Annotated in this window: 16 protein-coding genes; 9 read left to right on the top strand and 7 right to left on the bottom strand. The window is 46.8% G+C overall.

The window, feature by feature from the left end:
- Positions 1 to 9 precede the first annotated feature (9 nt).
- Positions 10 to 1,443, top strand: coding sequence for a DHA2 family efflux MFS transporter permease subunit (locus ACKTSF_RS09840; RefSeq protein WP_407888982.1), 1,434 nt, complete (start codon positions 10 to 12; stop codon positions 1,441 to 1,443).
- 218 nt (positions 1,444 to 1,661) lie between these two features.
- Here the strand turns inward: ACKTSF_RS09840 and ACKTSF_RS09835 are convergent, their stop codons facing one another.
- Positions 1,662 to 2,996 carry an MATE family efflux transporter gene (locus tag ACKTSF_RS09835; RefSeq protein WP_407888980.1) on the bottom strand — a complete coding sequence of 445 codons (1,335 nt, stop codon included), beginning with the start codon at positions 2,994 to 2,996 and terminating at the stop codon, positions 1,662 to 1,664.
- Positions 2,997 to 3,143: 147 nt separating this feature from the next.
- On the bottom strand, positions 3,144 to 4,067 hold the full coding sequence (locus tag ACKTSF_RS09830) for an AEC family transporter (protein WP_407888978.1): 924 nt from the start codon (positions 4,065 to 4,067) through the stop codon (positions 3,144 to 3,146).
- Between the two features lie 161 nt (positions 4,068 to 4,228).
- On the opposite strand from ACKTSF_RS09830, the gene ACKTSF_RS09825 reads away from it, so the two are divergent.
- Positions 4,229 to 4,378 carry a hypothetical protein gene (locus tag ACKTSF_RS09825; protein ID WP_407888976.1) on the top strand — a complete coding sequence of 50 codons (150 nt, stop codon included), beginning with the start codon at positions 4,229 to 4,231 and terminating at the stop codon, positions 4,376 to 4,378.
- 76 nt (positions 4,379 to 4,454) lie between these two features.
- On the opposite strand, the gene ACKTSF_RS09820 is transcribed toward ACKTSF_RS09825, so the two are convergent.
- On the bottom strand, positions 4,455 to 5,822 hold the full coding sequence (locus tag ACKTSF_RS09820) for a hemolysin family protein (protein WP_407888974.1): 1,368 nt from the start codon (positions 5,820 to 5,822) through the stop codon (positions 4,455 to 4,457).
- A gap of 215 nt (positions 5,823 to 6,037) precedes the next feature.
- Between ACKTSF_RS09820 and ACKTSF_RS09815 the strand changes: the two genes are divergently transcribed.
- Together ACKTSF_RS09815 and ACKTSF_RS09810 are read left to right on the top strand one after the other, a co-directional pair.
- Entirely contained in the window at positions 6,038 to 6,403 is a 366-nt protein-coding gene (locus ACKTSF_RS09815) for a hypothetical protein (protein WP_395321946.1), read from the top strand.
- Positions 6,404 to 6,807: 404 nt separating this feature from the next.
- On the top strand, positions 6,808 to 7,233 hold the full coding sequence (locus ACKTSF_RS09810; protein ID WP_407888972.1) for an Hsp20/alpha crystallin family protein: 426 nt from the start codon (positions 6,808 to 6,810) through the stop codon (positions 7,231 to 7,233).
- A gap of 380 nt (positions 7,234 to 7,613) precedes the next feature.
- On the opposite strand, the gene ACKTSF_RS09805 is transcribed toward ACKTSF_RS09810, so the two are convergent.
- On the bottom strand, positions 7,614 to 8,300 hold the full coding sequence (locus ACKTSF_RS09805) for a hypothetical protein (RefSeq protein ID WP_407888970.1): 687 nt from the start codon (positions 8,298 to 8,300) through the stop codon (positions 7,614 to 7,616).
- A gap of 259 nt (positions 8,301 to 8,559) precedes the next feature.
- Here ACKTSF_RS09805 and ACKTSF_RS09800 point away from each other — a divergent pair, with 259 nt between their 5' ends.
- On the top strand, positions 8,560 to 8,868 hold the full coding sequence (locus tag ACKTSF_RS09800; RefSeq protein WP_407888968.1) for a helix-turn-helix domain-containing protein: 309 nt from the start codon (positions 8,560 to 8,562) through the stop codon (positions 8,866 to 8,868).
- Positions 8,869 to 9,174: 306 nt separating this feature from the next.
- Here ACKTSF_RS09800 and ACKTSF_RS09795 read toward each other — a convergent pair whose 3' ends face one another.
- Positions 9,175 to 10,023 carry an aldo/keto reductase gene (locus tag ACKTSF_RS09795; RefSeq protein ID WP_407888966.1) on the bottom strand — a complete coding sequence of 283 codons (849 nt, stop codon included), beginning with the start codon at positions 10,021 to 10,023 and terminating at the stop codon, positions 9,175 to 9,177.
- A 134-nt stretch (positions 10,024 to 10,157) separates the two neighbouring features.
- Positions 10,158 to 10,319, bottom strand: a complete 162-nt coding sequence (locus ACKTSF_RS09790) for a hypothetical protein (RefSeq protein ID WP_407888964.1) — start codon at positions 10,317 to 10,319, stop codon at positions 10,158 to 10,160.
- A gap of 171 nt (positions 10,320 to 10,490) precedes the next feature.
- Here ACKTSF_RS09790 and ACKTSF_RS09785 point away from each other — a divergent pair, with 171 nt between their 5' ends.
- Both ACKTSF_RS09785 and ACKTSF_RS09780 read left to right on the top strand, forming a co-directional pair.
- The gene (locus ACKTSF_RS09785; protein WP_407888962.1) at positions 10,491 to 12,830 is read left to right on the top strand and encodes a cation-translocating P-type ATPase; all 2,340 of its coding nucleotides are present in this window, start codon (positions 10,491 to 10,493) and stop codon (positions 12,828 to 12,830) included.
- Positions 12,831 to 13,045: 215 nt separating this feature from the next.
- Positions 13,046 to 13,573, top strand: a complete 528-nt coding sequence (locus ACKTSF_RS09780; protein WP_020089570.1) for a DUF1836 domain-containing protein — start codon at positions 13,046 to 13,048, stop codon at positions 13,571 to 13,573.
- A 131-nt stretch (positions 13,574 to 13,704) separates the two neighbouring features.
- Here the strand turns inward: ACKTSF_RS09780 and ACKTSF_RS09775 are convergent, their stop codons facing one another.
- Positions 13,705 to 15,498: a glycerophosphoryl diester phosphodiesterase membrane domain-containing protein gene (locus ACKTSF_RS09775; RefSeq protein WP_407888960.1), complete on the bottom strand. Its 1,794-nt coding sequence runs from the start codon at positions 15,496 to 15,498 to the stop codon at positions 13,705 to 13,707.
- Positions 15,499 to 15,931: 433 nt separating this feature from the next.
- Between ACKTSF_RS09775 and adhE the strand changes: the two genes are divergently transcribed.
- Together adhE and ACKTSF_RS09765 are read left to right on the top strand one after the other, a co-directional pair.
- Positions 15,932 to 18,550 (top strand): bifunctional acetaldehyde-CoA/alcohol dehydrogenase, encoded by a 2,619-nt coding sequence (gene adhE, locus ACKTSF_RS09770; RefSeq protein ID WP_407888958.1) that lies wholly within the window; start codon positions 15,932 to 15,934, stop codon positions 18,548 to 18,550.
- A gap of 192 nt (positions 18,551 to 18,742) precedes the next feature.
- Entirely contained in the window at positions 18,743 to 19,213 is a 471-nt protein-coding gene (locus tag ACKTSF_RS09765; RefSeq protein WP_407888956.1) for a flavodoxin, read from the top strand.
- Positions 19,214 to 19,228 lie beyond the last annotated feature (15 nt).

Raw genomic sequence — 19,228 nt, 5'->3', positions numbered from 1 at the left:
GAAAACAAAATGGATTCTGTACAAAGTAGCCAAGAAAACATGGCTAAAAAAGCGCGAGTACAAGTTGCGCACCCAATGCTGGCCATGATGGGGATGCTAATCGGAGGCTTTGTCGGGATGTTTTCCGAAACGTCTCTAAATATTGCATTACCACAGTTAATGGCGCAACTAGGTGTAACGACCGCTACGATTCAGTGGTTGGTCACGGGGTACATGTTAATGGTTGGGATTGTCCTTCCATTATCCAGTATTATTACGAAATGGTTCACAACGCGGCAAGTCATTCTGTTTGCGCTGATTGACTTTATGGTCGGGGCCGTTATTTCTGCGTCCGCACCAGGCTTCGGTGTCTTGTTGTTTGGTCGGATGATTCAGGGGATTGCGACCGGATTGATTTTGCCGCTAATGTTCACTGTTGCTATGCAGATCTTCCCACCTTACAAGTTGGGGGCTGCCATGGGGATGGTCGGACTGGTCATTATGTTTGCACCAGCTGTTGGGCCCACTTTAGCCGGAATCGTGCTGGGAATTGCGTCATGGCGATGGATCTTCTGGTTGTTCGTGCCATTCTTGATTATTGCCTTTATCTTTGCGGTGTCGTCACTGACAAATATCGCTGAAGTCACACGGCCTAAGGTTGATTTCTTATCAATTCTGTTGTCTACTGTTGGTTTCGGTAGCTTAGTGCTCGGCGTCAGCTTAGCCAGTGACCGGGGCTGGGGTTCAGCCGCTGTAATTGGTGCGCTGATTGTTGGATTGGTTGTTTTGGCGTGGTACACTCACCGTCAATTAACGATGGACAAGCCGACCTTGAACTTACGGGCCTTTGCGATTCCTGGATTCCGAATTGGAGCCAGTCTGGTCATGATCAACTTCGGCATTATTTTATCCGCAATGTATCTGCTACCCATGTACATTCAAAAGGGCCTGTTGGTTCCCGTTGCCTTGACAGGAATCATTATGTTCCCTGGTGGTGTCATGAATGCAGTCGTCTCTGCCGTCTCAGGCCGGATGTATGACCGTGTAGGGGCGCAAATGCCAGCTCGTATCGGGTTCATCATCTCGATGGTTGGGGCACTGATGCTGGCCTTTACCAGCACACACAGTGCCATCTGGTATGTCATCTTGGCTCACGTTATCTTGATGATTGGGGCACCACTAGCGATGTCGCCATCACAGACGTACGGGTTGAACGCACTGACTGGGCCAATTGCAGCCGATGGGAGTGCCATCATGAATACCTTGCAACAGATTGTGGGGGCCATTGCTACGGCGATTGCCACCAGCCTGTTGGGTATTGGTCAAGCAGCCTACATGGCTAACGGTGCGAATCACGCCGCTGGAGCATTCGTTAACGGGGCCCACTACGGTTTCTTTTTCACGTTAGCATTGGCTATCGTTGGTTTCTTGTTAGCACTACGGATTCCCAAGGCTGATCGGTAATTTGTTTCATGTGAAACATAAAGTGTCAATAAAAGACCTAGGAAATTTTCCTGGGTCTTTTTCTGTTTATGAATAAATTGGCAAACGGTCACTATTCAAATGCGTTGCGATCACGACGTATGGTCGTTTTGTGAATGAAAGTCAACTTAGCCGGAAGGCCGTTCGACTATGGGTGGCCTTCATGGTAGACGAAATTCTGGCAACTGTAGGCAGTGGGCTTATTCATCCAAGAAATTTTTCCGACGAAAGACCCGAAAGACCATAAAGATACAGTAGGCCAGTGCGAGTCCCCAGGCCAGTGGATTGGCGTAGGCGATGGCGGTGAAGCCAAAACCGGCAATGGACAACCAGCCAGCGGCAGTCCGTCCAATCAACTCGCCCATCCCAGAGAAGATGGCGTAGAAGCTGTGGCCCCAACCCTGTAAGGTATTTCTGAAGATCATCAGAATACCGTGAACTGGGAAGTAACAGCTGATAATAATGATATAGTAGTTGGCTTCGCGGATAATGTCTGGGTGACCCGGACCGATGATGGCGGTCACCAGCGGCGTCTTGGCCAGATTAATAATGATAAAGGCAGCGGCGGAGTAAATCACTTGAATCCAGACCCCATCGATGATCCCACGCTTCATTCGGCCCCGTTGCTTGGCACCAAAATTCTGGGCCTGGTAGGTGGCCATTGCAGCCCCCACGCTTTCCATAGGTAGCGTAAAGAGTTGACGAATCTTCTCGGCAGCGGATTGTGCCGCAATGATACTCGTTCCGAGGAGGTTGATGGCATCCTGCATCACGATTGCACCGATGGCGGAGACGGAGTATTCAAAGCCCATCGGCAGACCAATTAGATTCATCTTCTTAATCCGTTCCCAGTTCAATGCCCAATCCTTGCGGGACAGCCCCAGGTTGAATTTCGGAAAGACAGTCAGATTGAGCAGGCCACCGATGAACTCGCTGATGACGGTGGCGATAGCGGCTCCGGCAATGCCCCAGTGGAAGATCAGGATGAATATCAGATCAAGAACCACGTTGACCACGAGTGAGGCAATTAGAAAATAGAGCGGATGGACGGCATCACCAAAGGATCGGAGTGCGTCCGCCGAGTAGTTAAAGAGAATATTGGCGGGAATTCCCAGAAATGAAATGGCCGTGAAGATAATGGTCAGGTGGAGAATCTGGTTCGGCGTATGTAGAGCGGTCAGTAGTGTTGGCGTCAAGGCCACCATTAGTGGGGTCAGGATCACGGCGAGGCCCAAGCAGAGCCACATGGCATTGGTCAGGTATTGACGAACCGCGGTGTGATTCTCCTCACCCACACTGTGAGAGAGGGGGATACTGAAGCCAATACAGGTTCCCTGAACGAAGCCCATAATCAGAAAGCTTAAGGGATAATAGGCCCCAATCGCAGCCACGGCGTCGACACCAATGAGTCGGCCGACGATGAGCGTATCAATAAAGTTATAGAGCTGTTGAAAGAGGGAGCCGCCAATCAAGGGGAGTGAAAATAGAATGATTTGTTTGACGGGACGGCCTTCGGTTAATTTTAGGGGTGCCATAGTGTTCCTCCTGTTTGTTAGCGGTTTCAATATCAACTAGTATACCAGTTATTAATGGGAAAAGTCATCACGATTCGGGGAACTTTTGAGGTTGTCGATGTGCATATGAAAAAGGGCCGTAATGACCATTATAGTCGTCAACGGACCTCAAAGATTACTTAGTGCAAAGACCACGGGAATCGTGGCAACGCTAAAGATCGTAGAAATACTCATTAAGGTCACGGCTGGACTCGGGTCCCCGTGGGCTTTGAGTGTGAATAACACAACGTTACCGGCAACTGGGCAAGCCGCCATCAGAACCGTCGTGTAGAGAGGAATACCATTGATACCAAAGGCCCGCAGAATGACAATATCGATAACGGGGAATAGCAGGTTTCGACAGAGCAGAGGCCACCAGAGTCGTTGATTCAAAGATGCACGATTGAATTTTACTGCGGCCAGGCTATTGCCAATCACGATCATTGAGAGGGGCGTGTTAATGGAACTCACGTCGGTTACCGCGTGATTGAGAAGACTCGGCAGGTGAAAGCCACTGATGAAGATGGCTAAGCCCACGACAATCGCGAGAATATTAGGATTAAGAAGGATTTGCTGCCAATTGATTGGCGCACCCTTTTCCCGCGGGGTAAACAGTGCGATACCATGCGTCCAGCAAAAAATATTAAAGGCAGCTAGGGAGGCGACGGCAAAGAAGACGCCAGTGCTCCCAAACAGTGCGCTAGCTAGGGGAACACCCATGAAGCCAGCGTTAGAATAGACCGCGCCAAATCGCATGATGCGCTGCAAGTTGGGGTCGGCGACGCGTTTGAAGGCGAGGTTCGTGATCAACACCATGAAGCCATAGGTCAGCAGGATCCCCAGGAGAACCAGGCCAAGGCTCTGTAGCCGACTGGTTGAGAAGTCTTGTTCAAAGGCGTTCACAATCAGACAGGGGGAGACAATATATAGGAGAATATTGGTTAGATCCGTCGCTGTCTGGCCATGCATAAAACCGAGTTTATTGGTCAGCAGGCCGATGCCCATCAACAGAAACATCAGGAGAATTTGCGTCGTTAGTTGGGTCATGTCCATGGCACGGGACTTCCTTTCCGAAAAAACACAACGCTCTATTATGGGAACAGTTGGTGGCGACTGTCAAACTTGTCCGTGATTTCGGCAAGAGCCAGGCTTACAATGGGAGAAGAAAGAGAGGCCGATAGCCCATGCACTTTAATCATAAATTTTATCGCTCTGTGCGTTTTTGGAGTGGACTCGTTGTCATTGGCCTAATGCTGCCCAACGTGATCTCAGTCAGCCTAGTCAGTGTCTTCTGGTGGGTTTCATTGGCCTTAATGGTCGGTGGCGTTGGTTATCTGGTGGCGGGGATGCTGTATCGTAAGTAAAGCGAAGCGAAATACAAATTTGGAGATTATAAAAGAGCCTGGGGAAAATCCCCAGACTCTTTTGGCTTAAGCTTCGTTACTTGTCGTCACTATCGTTAGCCTCGGTCGTGGTAATTTGTTTCTGTGGGGCATTTACCGTGACCTCTAACCAATTGATAAATGAATTCTCGTAATCCAGAACCTTCAAGTCGAAGTTCTTCAGGTGAATGACATCGTTGACCTTAACGTTCGGGTAATTATCAATGATAAATCCGGCCATCGTTACGGTTTCGGTGGTTTCAAAGCCTTTAATATCGGTGTTGAAGTATCGCTCGAAGTCGTAGGTCGTCATCTTACCGTTAACTTGGAAGGTGCCATTAGGCTGCTTGAAGATGTATTGGTCGTTAGCATCGTCGATTTCATCGCGAACGGTTCCGAATAATTCTTCGTAAATATCTTTGTCAGTGATGATTCCGGAAGTTCCGCCGTATTCGTCAACGACGACGACGATTGGGGTCCGCTTCTTGATCATCTGTTGTAAGACTTCAGTGATGGGGGTTGTCTCGGGGGTCGTGGAAATATCACGAATCAATTTATCCACACGTACCGAGGAATCAACCTGTTGTTGGCGAATCAAATCGTAGTTGTAGACGTAGCCGAGAACCTTATCTTTGTCTCCATCGGCAACGACTGGCAGACGACTGAACCGTTCTTGCAGGTAGACATTCAACGCTTCCTTGACGCTCGACGTGATGTCGATGACTTCCAGCTGGGTCCGGTCAATCATAATATCCTTGGCGACCTTATCGTTTAACTCGAAAGCTCGTTGCATGTAGACCAAATCGTTCTTTTCCAGTTGGCCACCTTCCACGGCGCTCCGTGAGAGGTTTAAAATTTCGGCTTGCGAGAAGACTTCATCGCTTTCGTTGGCGACCTTCAGCCCCATCAACCGAACAACGCCAGATGCGCTGGTGTTGAGTAACCAAACAAATGGGTAGAACAGCATATGGCAGTAATGCAACGGCGTCACAATCAACATCAAGACCTTCATTGGCATGTCGATTGAAATGTTCTTAGGGACGATTTCGGTGAAGACCACTTCTAGGTAAGTCAACAGAAGTACCCCGAAAATCACACTAATCGTATGGGTGGTTGCCGTATTGAGGTGCGCTGGCGCCATACCATCTAGCAAGAGGTCAACGAAGAAAGTTTCACCGATCCACCCTAAGATGATTCCGGCAAGTGAGACCCCCACTTGAGTCGTTGATAAATATTCATTTAAATTGGTTACCATTTTCATGGCCCGGTTGAGCTTGGCCGACGGCTTGTCTCGTTCGGCAATTTTTTCCTCTAAAGCACTAGGCCGGGTCTGTACTAAGGCAAATTCACAAGCAACAAAGAAAGCTGCAAAGAAGAAGGTAATTAAAATAATAATTAGGTTCACAACTATCTGACCGCTATCCACACATCATTCCTCATTTCATTAATTCTATCTCTTTATTATAGCGCGTCTGCACGCCTTTTTATAGTGAGTAGATTGAACCAAATTTTACTCTCAAAGCGTTCACCTGGCAACCGAACAACGCAAAAAAATTGGATTAACTTTGAGAAATGAGATACTTAACGTTTTCGCTAAAAAGGACTAGACTGAAATTAGTAACATCAAAGGAGATTTTGATTATGGCAGAAACACCAAAGGACGAAGAAATTGCGCCAACCATTGAAATTCCAACGGCCGACGTCGAAAAGGCGGCAGAATTAATTTTGACGCCAGGTTTTGTGACGAAGAAGGATTTGCCAAAAATGAAGGACTTGGCCTGGGCAACAGCTCTTTCTGAGGCAGTGACGAAGCATTTCTTGGAAAATGACGATGATCATGATCCTTACGTTTACTTTGAACAATTTGACTTTGCTGGTGGGGACATCGATTCCATTCTGTTTAACATGGACGTTGTACCAACTCGAGAAGCGGCCTTGCAAGACTTAGCCGACGCCTTGGGCGAAAAGATTGTTGTGCCTAAGGATAATGACCAAGAAACTTACTAAAAGCTAATCGCGTTGATTGCGGTGAAGCACCTGACAGAGATGTTGGGTGCTTTTTTGACGGTTCTAAAAGCTTTTTAAGAGACTTTTATCAGTCTTTTTATCACCTTTCGACTCTGTCTGGATTACTAAAGGTTTGATTAAGCCTTGATAAAGCATGAGACTCAAAACGTATTTTTTACATTGGTATAAGTATAGAGAGGTTAAATATTCTTTGACCTTTAAACGATATCCTTGATCTTTGAAAACTAAAGAGTTAATCTACCAGAAAATAGAATCCCTTTGCATCAGCAACAACCTGCTTAAGTTAGCACTCAATAAATAGAGTGCTAATTATTTGCTTTTCTGACCAATACTGACTATTATAGAAAATGTAATCAAACAAAGCAGAAAGGGGTTAATTGATTATGGCTAATGATGTAATGAATCGGAACTTTGATTTCTTTGATCCAATGAATTTCTTCAATGAAGTGGGTAACTTGGGTCACGATATGTTTAACGGTGACAGTGATATGAAGACTGATGTTGTGGAACACGACAAAGACTACGTGGTTACCGCTGAATTGCCAGGGTTTAAGAAGGATGATATCCACGTGGATTACCGCGATGAGACGTTGCGGATCTCCGGCAAGTCTGAGGTCAGTCAAGCGACTAAGGACGATGACGGTCGGATCTTGCGACAAGAGCGTCACAGTCAAGACGTTGCCCGCTCTTTCTATTTGCCAAATATCGACTTGAAACAGGTCAAGGCGGGCTTTACCGACGGCGTCTTGACGCTGACCCTGCCAAAGCAAACCGAAGTTGATGACAACCATAAAATCAGTATTGACTAGTCTTTAAAGACGAGTGAAGGCACGTGTTCTGAAGAGATCAGAATACGTGCCTTTTCTTTATGAGCAATAGAATGGATAAGGTAATTTGCGGGTGTTACCATTCAGAAGATTGCATAACAATTTTAATTATTTGACTGTCTACTTGACAAGGAGCCCCGCCTCCCCTGCATATTGGGGGAGACTGGCCATTATTTTTATGGAGAAATGGTCCAATACAGTATTGATAGGGATAGCACTAACAGAGTAAATAACCCAACGTAGGTTGCTTTATCTAAAGTGTGCCGTCGATATTTAATAGCCCAAGATAAAATAAACAGGACAAATGAAATGATACCGAGGATTGTTAAGAAGTACATTTTTACGCTCCTTAGTTGCAAATATTAAAGTTTTTTGATCTTAGTTTGTTTCTGTGAGCTGAGGTAGGAGATTGGGAACTCATCCGTTAATGTAACCCTACAACCGCCTTTAGATGATCCTTTGTTAATCCACTTCTTCATATCCTTCTGAGCATCTCTAAAGTACCCTGATGCCACTGTACCACCAACAGCTCCAACAATTGCTCCGACCCAGCCGCCGATAGCACCACCTCCACCGGCCCCCAATACTGCTGTGCTTCCTGCTGTTTTTCCATAGTATGCCCGTAAATCAGGTAGTGCAGACTTTTTGTAGGCGAAGTCATTCAATCCGCCATTCACCCATTTTTCAGAAAAGGAATGACCTTTGCGTGGTTGCACCTGGAAATCATTATCATCTAAGATATCATAATCTACTTGAGCGCCATCGTATTCATGGACCAACTCAGTGAGCTTTGCTTTTTGCTGTTCTGAGGTAATTAGTGAAGAATGCTCTTCTAATCGTTGCAATTCTGATGTAAGTTGACGCCACTTGGCATTGGTGTGTACTTTAACCTTTTTGCCTTGTAGTCCGATTGGTAATGCAGTCACTTTTGAAGCTTTCACTTGTGTTGGTGCTGTATGGGTCGAAGCAAGGGCATCCGTAACAGGTAAAATTACACCTGATAATGAAAGGGCAGTCATTAAGAGAATTCCGTGTTTTTTGAGGTACATTAGATTTCCACCTTTAAAATAATTTAGACTCAGTACGAACTGATGTCTTAACTAAAGTTAGCTCAGCTAGAATAAGCAGAAAAGTGTCAATTCGTTTACGTAAACTAATTGATTCAATAGGTAACTTGGAGTTTACGTTGTGTCAAATAGGGATTACAGATGGATTGAGAAAACTAACCAAATATTTTGGAAGACAAAGCTCGCTAGAAATGGTAAACTGGTCTAGACAGATTTGTCTTTGTAAAGGGGAAAGTTTTTGATGCAAAATATTGGGGAAAATATTAAAAAAGTACGATTCGAGAAAAAATTGTCGCAGGAACAGATGAGTAAGCAGCTAGGGGTTTCTCGGCAGTCCATTTCTAAATGGGAGAACAACCACGCATATCCAGATATTGAGAAAATTATTAAAATGAGCTTCTTATTTAATGTATCAATTGATAGTTTGGTCCTGGAAAAGAACAATACAGGAGAAGAGAGGTTTAAAACCGTAGATATGCAATCGAATTATATGCGAAGTGTATATCAGAGAATCTTCATTGCTGTGTCGCTGTTTTCATGGGTCCTATAACCCTCAAGGGTCCATAAGATTAACCTACAACTTTTAGACATCGGGCGTGTCAAATATCTTGTGTAAATGAAAGTCCTCTCCCATTAGTTAGCTGTTAATACGTTGATTATAAAGTGTCCCGAATTTGTTTAAATCCTTGATGAGTTCGTCCAAGAACTGAATGACCGTCCACGCAAGGTCTTGGGCTGGAAGACGCCAGCTGAAGTTTTCTTTGAACAAACGTTGCACTTGATTTGACAATTCGTCGTTAAAATAAAAGACTTGATTGGCAGTGAGTTTCACCCGCCATCAGGTCTTTTCTAGCGATTAGTATTGTTTACCCGTTTCATAGACGATTTCCGGTTCATTCCCGGTCCGTTGGTATTTGTTCAGCAGGTCGATTGTGGACATTTCGTCTTCCCCCAACGTGAAGTCAAAGACCTTCGTGTTTTCGGCAATTCGTTCTGGGTGTTGGGATTTTGGAATTGGTAAGATGCCGTGTTGGAGTTCCCAACGCAGAATGACCTGGGCGACAGATTTATCGTGGTGCTTGCCGATTTTGGCAATCATCGGATCACCCAAGACGGCACGCCGACCCAAAGGACTCCATGCTTCTGTCACGATATTGTGTTGCTTATTGTAATCCAACAGGGCCAATTGGTTTAAGTAGGGGTGATATTCCACTTGGTCAACGACAGGCATTTCCTTAGCCTTAGTTGCCAATAGGTCCAAATGTGCTGCGGTGTAGTTGGAGACCCCGATGGACTTGACCTTACCATCCGCCTTTAATTGTTCGAAGGCACGCCACGTGTCGAAGAAATGTTCACGAACGGGCCAGTGAATCAATAATAAGTCCAGGTAATCCATTTGCAGTCGTTTCAAAGAACCTTCCACGGACCGCAATGTTTGGTCGTAGCCTTGAACTTCCTCAGCAACTTTACTCGTCAGGTACAGTTCCTGACGCGGAATCTCGAGCCGTTGTAGTGTTTCACCCAGGATATCTTCGTTACGGTAAAGCATCGCCGTGTCAAACAACCGATAGCCATCATCCCACGCGGTCTTGATGGTGGTATCCATGCTTGCTTGGTCGCTGATGAGGTAGGTACCGAAACCAAAGCCGGGGATTTCATGGCCATCGGCGAGTTTGATGGTATCTGCAATGTTGGTAAGTGTCATTATTTTTCCTCCTTAGCATTAAGTGCGCTGGCTGAGCCGATAAAGGCCGCCTCTAAAACGGTCCGATTCGGAAGACAACGTCTAAATACGGTTATAAATAATATGTTAAGCCAATTTAGTGTCATTGGCAACGCTTACTTTTTCGTCTTGAATTGGTCGTAGAGGTTAATGGCTGCCTCCGTCAACATGCCGAACGTCATTAGCCACATAGCCAACATCTCTTGATGGGCCAGCATACAACCGAGTAAAATAATGTAGAGGATAAATAAAATAACTGCCGATGATTTATGATTCATGGTAATTCCTCCCTCGTATAATTGGGTTCATCTCCATTTAACCACTCTTGACGGTTCCTGTTAACAGCTAGCGATTCGCTTAAGAATCCGAAAAAAGCAACAGATTAGTCGGTATGAAAGCGCATTATCGAGTACAATATGGGTAATGAATCGGTAAAGGAGGACGTCTAAATGACGGAACGTTACCTGCCACCACTCGACCAAGGTTTAACTGCGGCCGAAGTGAAACAACGGGTGGCAGAGGGGTTAAAGAATGACCCATTACCACCGTTAACGCGGAGTGTAAAACAAATATTTAGGGATAATTTATTGACCCTATTTAACTTAATCAATATTCTGTTGGGCGGCCTCGTTCTGTTTACGGGTAGCTATAAAAATTTACTGTTTTTAGGTGTGGTTATTTTTAATACTGGGATTGGAATTTTCCAAGAAGTTCGCTCAAAGCGGCAGGTGGATAAACTAGCCCTACTTTCGGAAGCCCAAATCAGTGTCTTGCGAGATGGCGAGCTCACGGCCATGCATCAGGATAAGATCGTCCAGGATGACTTACTCGCGATTGGTCGCGGAGATCAGCTTCCGGTTGACGGGTTAGTCCGTGAAACGGCCGGCATTGAGGTTGATGAATCCCAGATTACCGGGGAATCCACGCCAATCATTAAGAATACAAATGATCAGCTGGTCTCTGGGAGTGTCATTCTTGGTGGGAAAGCCGTCGTGCAAGCAACCAAGGTTGGAAGTGGGAGCTTCGTCAAGCAACTGGCTCACTCCGCTAAGCAAAAGCGTCGTTCTGCCAGCCAGCTGCTGATTATTATTAATCGGATTATTAAGGTGTTGACCTTTGCCATTATTCCGCTGGGAGCCGGGTTATTTATTTCCGCGTTGATGCGGGGACAGGACCAAAACCGTGCCATTCTGGGGACGGTTGCTTCGATGGTTGGGATGATTCCAGAAGGGTTAGTCCTGTTGACGTCAGTTGCTTTGGCTGCGGGGGCCTTTACCCTGGGGCGCCGGCACGTGCTAGTTCGAGAATTACCCGCTATTGAGGCGTTGGCTCGCGTTGACGTCTTGTGTTTGGATAAGACGGGCACTATCACTAATGGTCAATTGGAATTGGAAAAGGTCGAAGCCGTTGGAAATCAGTCAACGGATGAACTGGGTGAGATATTGGCGCAACTCGTTGCCGCAACGGGTGATGATAACGAAACGGCGACGGCGATTAAGAATGCCCTGGGAACGCCAACCGTCACTTCGCCGGAGGTCTTACCATTTTCGTCTGGACGTAAATGGAGTGGTGCGCAACTAGCCACTGGTGCTTATGTCATGGGTGCCCCGGAATTTATTTTTGAAACGGTACCAGCTGATGTGAAGCAGCGGATTCAAGCACTCGCTGCACAAGGTTATCGGGTCCTGTTATTGGCCAAGGTTGGGGCGTTAACGGCGCCAAAGCCCACCGCACCGGAAGCAATCGGGCTGATTCTGATTACCGATGAATTGCGGCCGCGAGCCAAGGATACCTTTAGCTTTTTCGCCAATCAAGATGTGGCGTTGAAGGTGATCTCTGGAGATAACCCGGTGACGGTCGCTAGTATTGCTGGTCGAGCTGGAATTGCCGGCGCCGATCAGTTAGTTGATATGAGTCAGGTTGGGGAAGCGCCCAACTATGACCGGTTGGTTGCCGACTATAACGTCTTCGGTCGGGTCACCCCGCAACAGAAACAGGGGTTGATCAAGGCCTATCAAACGGCTGGGCATACCGTGGCCATGACTGGAGATGGTGTTAACGACCTATTGGCACTGCGCCAGTCCGATTGTAGTATTGCGATGGCCTCGGGAAGTGAGGCAACGAAGAGTCTGGCGGATTTCGTGCTGGTCGACTCCAATTTTGATGCGATGATCAACGTCCTGAATGAAGGACGCCGAGTCATCAATAACATCGAGCGGGTGGCCTCGCTCTACCTGATCAAGACCATGTATTCCGTGGTGCTCACGCTGATTTTTATCTTCATGAGCCGGAGTTATCCGTTTGAACCGATTCAATTAACACCGATCTCATCGTTGATGGTCGGGATTCCAACGTTCTTCCTGGCTCTACAGCCGAACTACGCCCGGATTGCTGGCCGTTTTATGAAGCAAGTTATGGAGATTGCTGCACCGGCTGCAGTCTGTGTCGTGGGTTATATTCTCGTCATTCTGGCGTTAGGAACGCAGTTTGGTCTGAGTTTCGCCACGACCTCCACGCTGAGTGTCTTGATGACGGGGTTGATCAGCTTAAACGCCTTGATCATGGTCGCCCGGCCGTTGAATCGGTTCAAAATTGGCTTGATTATTCTTATGGCGGGACTCTTCGCCGCAGTCTTCTTGTTGTTTGGCCCGATATTCTCGTTGGTCAGTCTCCTCAACTGGAAACTTGCGTTGATCTACTTACCGCTGATGATCAGCGTGTACCCAGTCTTCATTGTGGTTCAAGAGGGCTTGGGTAAACGCATACTGAGCCGGATTCGGTGGCGATAAAGTCTAAGAGATTTAAAATTTGCAGTTAGCCTAATCAAATAGGCTAACTGCAATTTTGATTAGGCTATGGTGGGCAAGTGCTGTGCAATCTGATGTGAAGCTGGCCTTGTTTCGTTCTAACGCCAGTTGAAATAATTTAATCTAGTTATATCTAGTCATTAAAACTAGGTAATATGTTATAATGAAAGCAAGAAATGGAAGGGCAGGGAAGAAATATGGCTGATTATAATCAATATACCCGTTGGGAGAACCAGATGCACAAGGCAAAGTTGCCACGATGGGATGATTTACCAAAGTTTGACCTCTACATGGACCAGGTGACCGCCTTGATCAACGATATTCTGGGGCCGTTGGGTATCGATACTATCACACCGGCGATGATTAACAATTACGTGAAGCATCACGTGATCTTAGCACCCGTCAAGAAGAAGTATCAGACGATGCAGTTGACGGATATCCTGATGATCAGCCTGCTCAAGCCCATGTTCCAAACAGATACGGTGCGCTCCGGGATTGACCAGATCACGGCCGGAGACTACCCCAAGCAAGCTTATGACAACTTTATTGGCCAACTGGAAGATCGTTTGCACCATTTAGGTGAGGAGCAGGTTCAGCCAGCTGCCAAGGACTTAAACGAAAAGTTGATGCAGGTTGCAGTTGATGCCGTGGTGGCGCGTTTGCAGTCAGAAAAGCTGCTGCACTTGATTAAGCGTCCGCTCCGGAAGATCGAAAAAAGTAAATAGGTATAGTGTCTCTTTGTGGTGTATTAGCTGTGAAGAACCTAATTGCAATTTTAAATAAGAGGCCCCTGCTACTTTCAAAACTTGAAAGTAGCAGGGGCCTCTTATTTCCGCCACGGGGTTATTCTCAAATCCTACTGTGTCTGTGTCTCCAACGTTAAATCGTTCATAAACGTTAACAAAAGGTTGGCATAGCTTGGACGATCTGTGTTGTCCTTAATTTCCTGTTGAATCAAGTGAAGATTGTTGGTGATGACGCCATTAACCCCGATAAACATCATTTGATCCATACTGGTAATATCATCAATATCCCAAGCGTAGACTTTCTTATGTTGTTGATCGGCCTGCTCAATGAAGGAGTCGTTGAGCGTCGTTTCCTCCATGGTGTAGGCGTTGGCCCGTGTCTGGGGGAAGGTGAGGTTATACGGCATGATATAGCTGACGAAGAGGGCAGGATGTTCCTTCTTCAGCCGGTTCATAATGGTATAGCTCAACGTATGAACCTGTTCATGATTGGTGAGAATACGGTCACCAAATTGGCGGTAGAATCGTTCGGGCAAGTCCTTGGTATCGGCGCCCCCCGTTTTAATTTCAATTAGCAATTTTTGATGGTGCTTAATCGCCGTGTTGAGGTAGTTGTTGAAGCTCGGAATCTTGGCCTGATAGCCGTTCTCAGTGATTGTGACAGCAGTCAACTGTTTGAGAGTCATGGATGAGACTTTACGGTTTAAACCAGCCAGATTTTTCAGGTTGGCGTCGTGCATAACGACAAACTGGTGATCCTTCGTCATCCGAATATCCATTTCAACGTAGTCTGGTCGTTCCTTACTAGTCTTAACCATGGCCGGAATCGTATTCTGAACGCCGTTACCGTTGTCGACGCCTCGGTGAGCAATCGTCAGGGGTTTACTCATGGCCAGTCCGTTTAGATAGATCAAGTTGAAGCCAACTAGCGCGGCGCTAATGATCGTTAAACCACTGATGATCAATAGGCGGGTTCGTAGCCGTGTCTTGGCGGGTTCGCGGAAGCTAAACAGGACGGATGGTGAGGGTTGATGGGTATCGTGACTGCTGAGAATCACCATCATGAAGACCACGGTGGCGTAGCAGACGATGAACTCCGTAATGACCTCCATTAAAAAGAGATTTATGGTGGCAGTGATCAAGGCAATCCCGGTCTTATCGAAGAGAACTTGGCCTAGGTAGAGTGTGCCGTAGATGATGGCGACGGTGACGCTGACGATGATCAGGGTCACAATGATTTTGAGAAAGTAGTTCCAGAAATGGCCACGGGTGCGTTGCCAACTTAGACGAATAGCATAACGACTGTGATAGTGGTCAATCATCATCAGGGGGAGGACAGCGATCAAACGAATCCCTAGGTAGGCGGCGCCCACGTAGAAGATCCCCAGCAGTATCGCAAAAAAGGTGTTGTCCATGAGGTAGCTGATGATGAATGCTGGAATCTTGGCTTTGTTCAGTAATGGCGTAGTGAAGAGTTCACTCCCAAAGGGCATGATTACAATGAAGTAGCCAATAAAGAAGAGAAACGTACTAGGCGATGCGCCGGCAATACTGCGAATAGTGTCACCCAAGACGCCCAGCATGGTTTGGGGCCGCCCGTGGCGGATATTGGTAATTCCCAAGAGTAGGTAGGCAAATTGCCAATAGATCAAGGTGATAATGGCCAGTAAAATGACGATCAATCCCAGAATGGCTAGCGGGTGGTGAATTAGTAGGGATCCGATATTGGTATAGGAAATGTAGGGAACGTGCTGCCAGCGCATCAGAGCAGCGGTCAACCAGGTGAAGATCGGCACTGCAATATAGCTGACGACCAGGTTGGTCAGAAAGACCAGCGTCACGTAACTCCCCCAGTGGTGGAAGAAGTGGCTGTTCGCGTCACGCCAGAAAGCAAAAGGTCGCATAGAAATCACGCTTTCGAATTTATTTACGGATCGCAACCGGCTGGCGTGACACGCTTTCACCGTGCCAAGTGGTCGAGCTGCAGATTTTTCATGTCTTAACTGTAGCATAATCGGTGCACCACCGGTATGGAAACTGCCCAGTTGGCGGAAAAAACTTGGCAAACGCAAGGATTTAGGGTCACAGTCGATAGGGTTATGAAAGAAAAATGGCTGGTTGTGATTTAAAATACATCTAAAAAATTTCTGAAAAAGTTTTTAATTATATGTATGCGCTTACATTCTTTATCGCTGTAAGCCTTGCTGACGGCGGGTTTGTTTGTCAGTCCAATTAGTTGTGATTTTTTTAACATAAACCTCTTGCGGAATTTGAAAAAGGTGATATGATTTAACTCGTGAAGAACTTAACAAGATGTTTTCAAATGGAGGCATAACAATGTTAAAAGACGTGAAAGAAAATCCAAAAGTAAAAAAAGAAGAAAATACGGAAACCGTTGACCAAATGGTCGACCGGTTGACGGCTAAAGCCCACGACGCCCTGTGCGCTATGGATGATTTTACCCAAGAAAAGGTTGACCACATCGTTCACCAAATGGCGATTGCTGGTTTGGACCATCATATGGAATTAGCCAAGGCGGCCTTTGAAGAAACCGGCCGTGGTGTGATGGAAGACAAGGCCGTTAAGAATATGTTTGCGACTGAAGAAATCTGGCACTCCATCAAGAACGACAAGACGGTCGGTATTATCAAGGATGACCGTGAACGCCAACTGATTACGGTTGCTGAACCACTGGGGATCTTAGCTGGGGTAACACCTGTGACTAACCCAACTTCAACGGCCATGTTCAAGTCATTGATTGCCGTTAAGACGCGGAACCCAATCATCTTTGCCTTCCACCCACAAGCACAGAAATCTTCCGTGATGGCAGCTAAAGTTGTCCGCGACGCTGCGATCGCTGCTGGTGCGCCCGAGGGTGTCATTCAGTGGATCGACAAGCCTAGTCTGGAAGCAACGACGGCCTTGATGAACCACCCGATGGTTGCCAGTGTCTTGGCTACCGGTGGCCCGGGCATGGTTAAGGCCGCTTACTCAACTGGGAAGCCAGCCTTAGGGGTTGGTCCCGGTAATGGTCCAGCTTACATCGAAAAGACGGCGAACATCAAGCGTTCCGTGTACGACATCGTCCTTTCCAAGACGTTTGATAACGGGATGGTCTGTGCTTCTGAAAACAGTGCCGTTATTGATCAAGAAATCTATGACACTGTTAAGAAGGAAATGGAAGATCGTGGCGTCTTCTTCATTAAGAAGGGTGACGAAAAAGCTTTAGCCGACGCTATGTTCCGGCCAGAGGGTGGGGTCAAAGGTCCTATCGCAGGGATGTCCGCACAGAAGATTGCTGAGATTGCCGGGATCAAGATTCCATCTACGGCAAAGGTCCTGGCTGCTGAATTAAAGGGTGTTGGCCCTAAGTTCCCACTTTCACAAGAAAAATTGTCCCCAGTACTTTCTGTTTACAAAGCTAAAAATCATGAAGATGCGTTCAGACTTTGTGATGAACTTCTCCATTTCGGTGGTTTAGGTCATACGGCCGGCATTCACACAATGGATGACGACTTGGCTACTGAATTTGGAATTAAGATGAAGGCTAGCCGGGTGCTGGTCAATACACCATCCGCTATCGGTGGTATTGGGAACCTCTACAACGAAATGATTCCTTCATTGACATTGGGAACCGGGTCATGGGGTAAGAACTCCGTATCCCATAACGTTTCCTCGTTTGACCTGTTGAACATCAAAACGATTGCAAAGCGGCGAAATAATATGCAGTGGATTAAATTACCTCGAGTTTACTTTGAAAAGACGTCTGTCCGTTACCTCGACGATATGCCTGGCATCAAGCGGGTCTTCCTGGTAACTAGCCCATCGATGGTTGAACTGGGTTATATTGATACCGTCTTAAACGAACTGAAGCGCCAACCAGGTGGTATCGAATACTCCCTGTTCTCCGACGTCGAACCAGATCCAACGACGGACACGGTTGAACGTGGGGTCGCTCAGATGCGGACATTTAAGCCAGATACGATCATCGCCTTAGGTGGTGGATCGCCAATCGATGCCGCTAAAAATATGTGGTTATTCTACGAAGATCCTAATGCGAGTTTCTTCGGTGCTAAGCAGAAGTTCTTGGACATTCGGAAGCGGACTTATAAGTTCCACAAGCCACACAAGGCGCAGTTCGTGGCAATTCCAACGACCTCTGGGACTGGTTCAGAAGTGACGCCATTCTCCGTCATCACTGATTCCAAAACGCACGTGAAATACCCACTGGCTGATTACGCATTGACGCCTGATGTAGCGATCGTGGATTCACAATTTATCCAAACGGTTCCAAAGAAGACGGTGGCATACTCTGGACTGGACGTGTTAACGCACGCTATTGAATCCTACGTTTCCGCAATGGCTTCTGATTACACGCGGCCATGGTCACTGCAAGCTATCAAGTTAGTCATGGATAATCTGACCAACTCCTACAATGGTGATGTGACGGCCCGTGAAGAAATGCATAACGCGTCGACACTTGCCGGAATGGCTTTTGCTAACGCCTTCCTCGGTGTTGACCACTCGATTGCCCACAAGTTAGGTGGGGAATTCGGCTTACCCCATGGTTTGGCTATTGCCATCACCTTGCCACACGTTATTCGCTACAACTTCAAGGAACCAACGAAGCTAGCTATGTGGCCGAAGTACGAATACTTCCGTGCCGATGAAGATTACGCCCAAATTGCGCGTTACCTGGGCTTGCCAGGAAACACCAAGGAAGAACTGAAGGAAGCCTTAGTCAAGAAGGTTATCGACTTGGCTCACTCAGTTGGCGTTACCTTGAGCTTGAAGGCTAATGGTGTGGACAAGGCCCACTTCGATAAGGTCGTGGATCACTTAGCAGAATTGGCTTTCGGTGATCAATGCACGACTGCTAACCCAAAGGAACCATTAGTTTCTGAATTGAAGCAAATCATGATCGACGAATACGACGGTAAGAATGTCGAGAAATAAGGATTAACCGGGAACAGTCACTCTGAATGGGGTGGCTGTTTTTGTCATGCCTAAAGGAAGGCTAAGGATCAACATGCCGAAGATTCGCGTTCAAATAAACACGTTTCTACTATAATATAGGAATAATCATTACCGTTAGTCAGTGAACAGCGTTATGCTTAGGGTGTCAACTTAATCTGAGGAGGAATCATTATGCCACAAATAAAAACAGCAGTTGTGTATTTCTCTGTATCAGGACGAACGCAGACGGCCGCCGAGACCGTGGGACGGTACCTGCAGCTAACCCCGTTTCGGTTGAAAGCTACTGATCCGTATCCCACGACAGGCTTCCAGCAGTTAGTCGCGCGGACCGACGCCGAAAATGAGCAGCGTAAATTACCTGATTTTGACCCCGTCGATGTGAGTCAGATTGAGACGCTTTATCTGGGTTTCCCAACCTGGTACCATCAGCCACCACGGATTATTCAGAACTTTCTGACGACCACCCAACTGGCTGGTAAGACGGTAATTCCGTTTGTGACAAGCGCTAGCAGCCGTGTAAACGAGAGCTTGCCATTCATGCAGAAGTGGGCGGAAGCTGGGGACTTCACGATTCAAGACAGCTTTACGGCGAATACGCCAGATGAGATTGCAACCGGCTTGAAGGATGATTTTCCCTTATAAATAGAAATTAAAGGT

This window comes from Levilactobacillus muriae, assembly GCF_045862015.1.
Classification (GTDB): Bacteria; Bacillota; Bacilli; order Lactobacillales; family Lactobacillaceae; genus Levilactobacillus; species Levilactobacillus muriae.
This window is presented reverse-complemented; position numbering and strand designations above follow the sequence as displayed.

Coding starts and splice junctions, on each gene's coding strand:
- ACKTSF_RS09840 (WP_407888982.1), top strand. CDS start 10: ATGGATTCTGTACAAAGTAGCCAAGAAAACATGGCTAAAAAAGCGCGA.
- ACKTSF_RS09835 (WP_407888980.1), bottom strand. CDS start 2,996: ATGGCACCCCTAAAATTAACCGAAGGCCGTCCCGTCAAACAAATCATT.
- ACKTSF_RS09830 (WP_407888978.1), bottom strand. CDS start 4,067: ATGGACATGACCCAACTAACGACGCAAATTCTCCTGATGTTTCTGTTG.
- ACKTSF_RS09815 (WP_395321946.1), top strand. CDS start 6,038: ATGGCAGAAACACCAAAGGACGAAGAAATTGCGCCAACCATTGAAATT.
- ACKTSF_RS09810 (WP_407888972.1), top strand. CDS start 6,808: ATGGCTAATGATGTAATGAATCGGAACTTTGATTTCTTTGATCCAATG.
- ACKTSF_RS09805 (WP_407888970.1), bottom strand. CDS start 8,300: ATGTACCTCAAAAAACACGGAATTCTCTTAATGACTGCCCTTTCATTA.
- ACKTSF_RS09800 (WP_407888968.1), top strand. CDS start 8,560: ATGCAAAATATTGGGGAAAATATTAAAAAAGTACGATTCGAGAAAAAA.
- ACKTSF_RS09795 (WP_407888966.1), bottom strand. CDS start 10,023: ATGACACTTACCAACATTGCAGATACCATCAAACTCGCCGATGGCCAT.
- ACKTSF_RS09790 (WP_407888964.1), bottom strand. CDS start 10,319: ATGAATCATAAATCATCGGCAGTTATTTTATTTATCCTCTACATTATT.
- ACKTSF_RS09785 (WP_407888962.1), top strand. CDS start 10,491: ATGACGGAACGTTACCTGCCACCACTCGACCAAGGTTTAACTGCGGCC.
- ACKTSF_RS09780 (WP_020089570.1), top strand. CDS start 13,046: ATGGCTGATTATAATCAATATACCCGTTGGGAGAACCAGATGCACAAG.
- ACKTSF_RS09775 (WP_407888960.1), bottom strand. CDS start 15,498: ATGCGACCTTTTGCTTTCTGGCGTGACGCGAACAGCCACTTCTTCCAC.
- adhE (WP_407888958.1), top strand. CDS start 15,932: ATGTTAAAAGACGTGAAAGAAAATCCAAAAGTAAAAAAAGAAGAAAAT.
- ACKTSF_RS09765 (WP_407888956.1), top strand. CDS start 18,743: ATGCCACAAATAAAAACAGCAGTTGTGTATTTCTCTGTATCAGGACGA.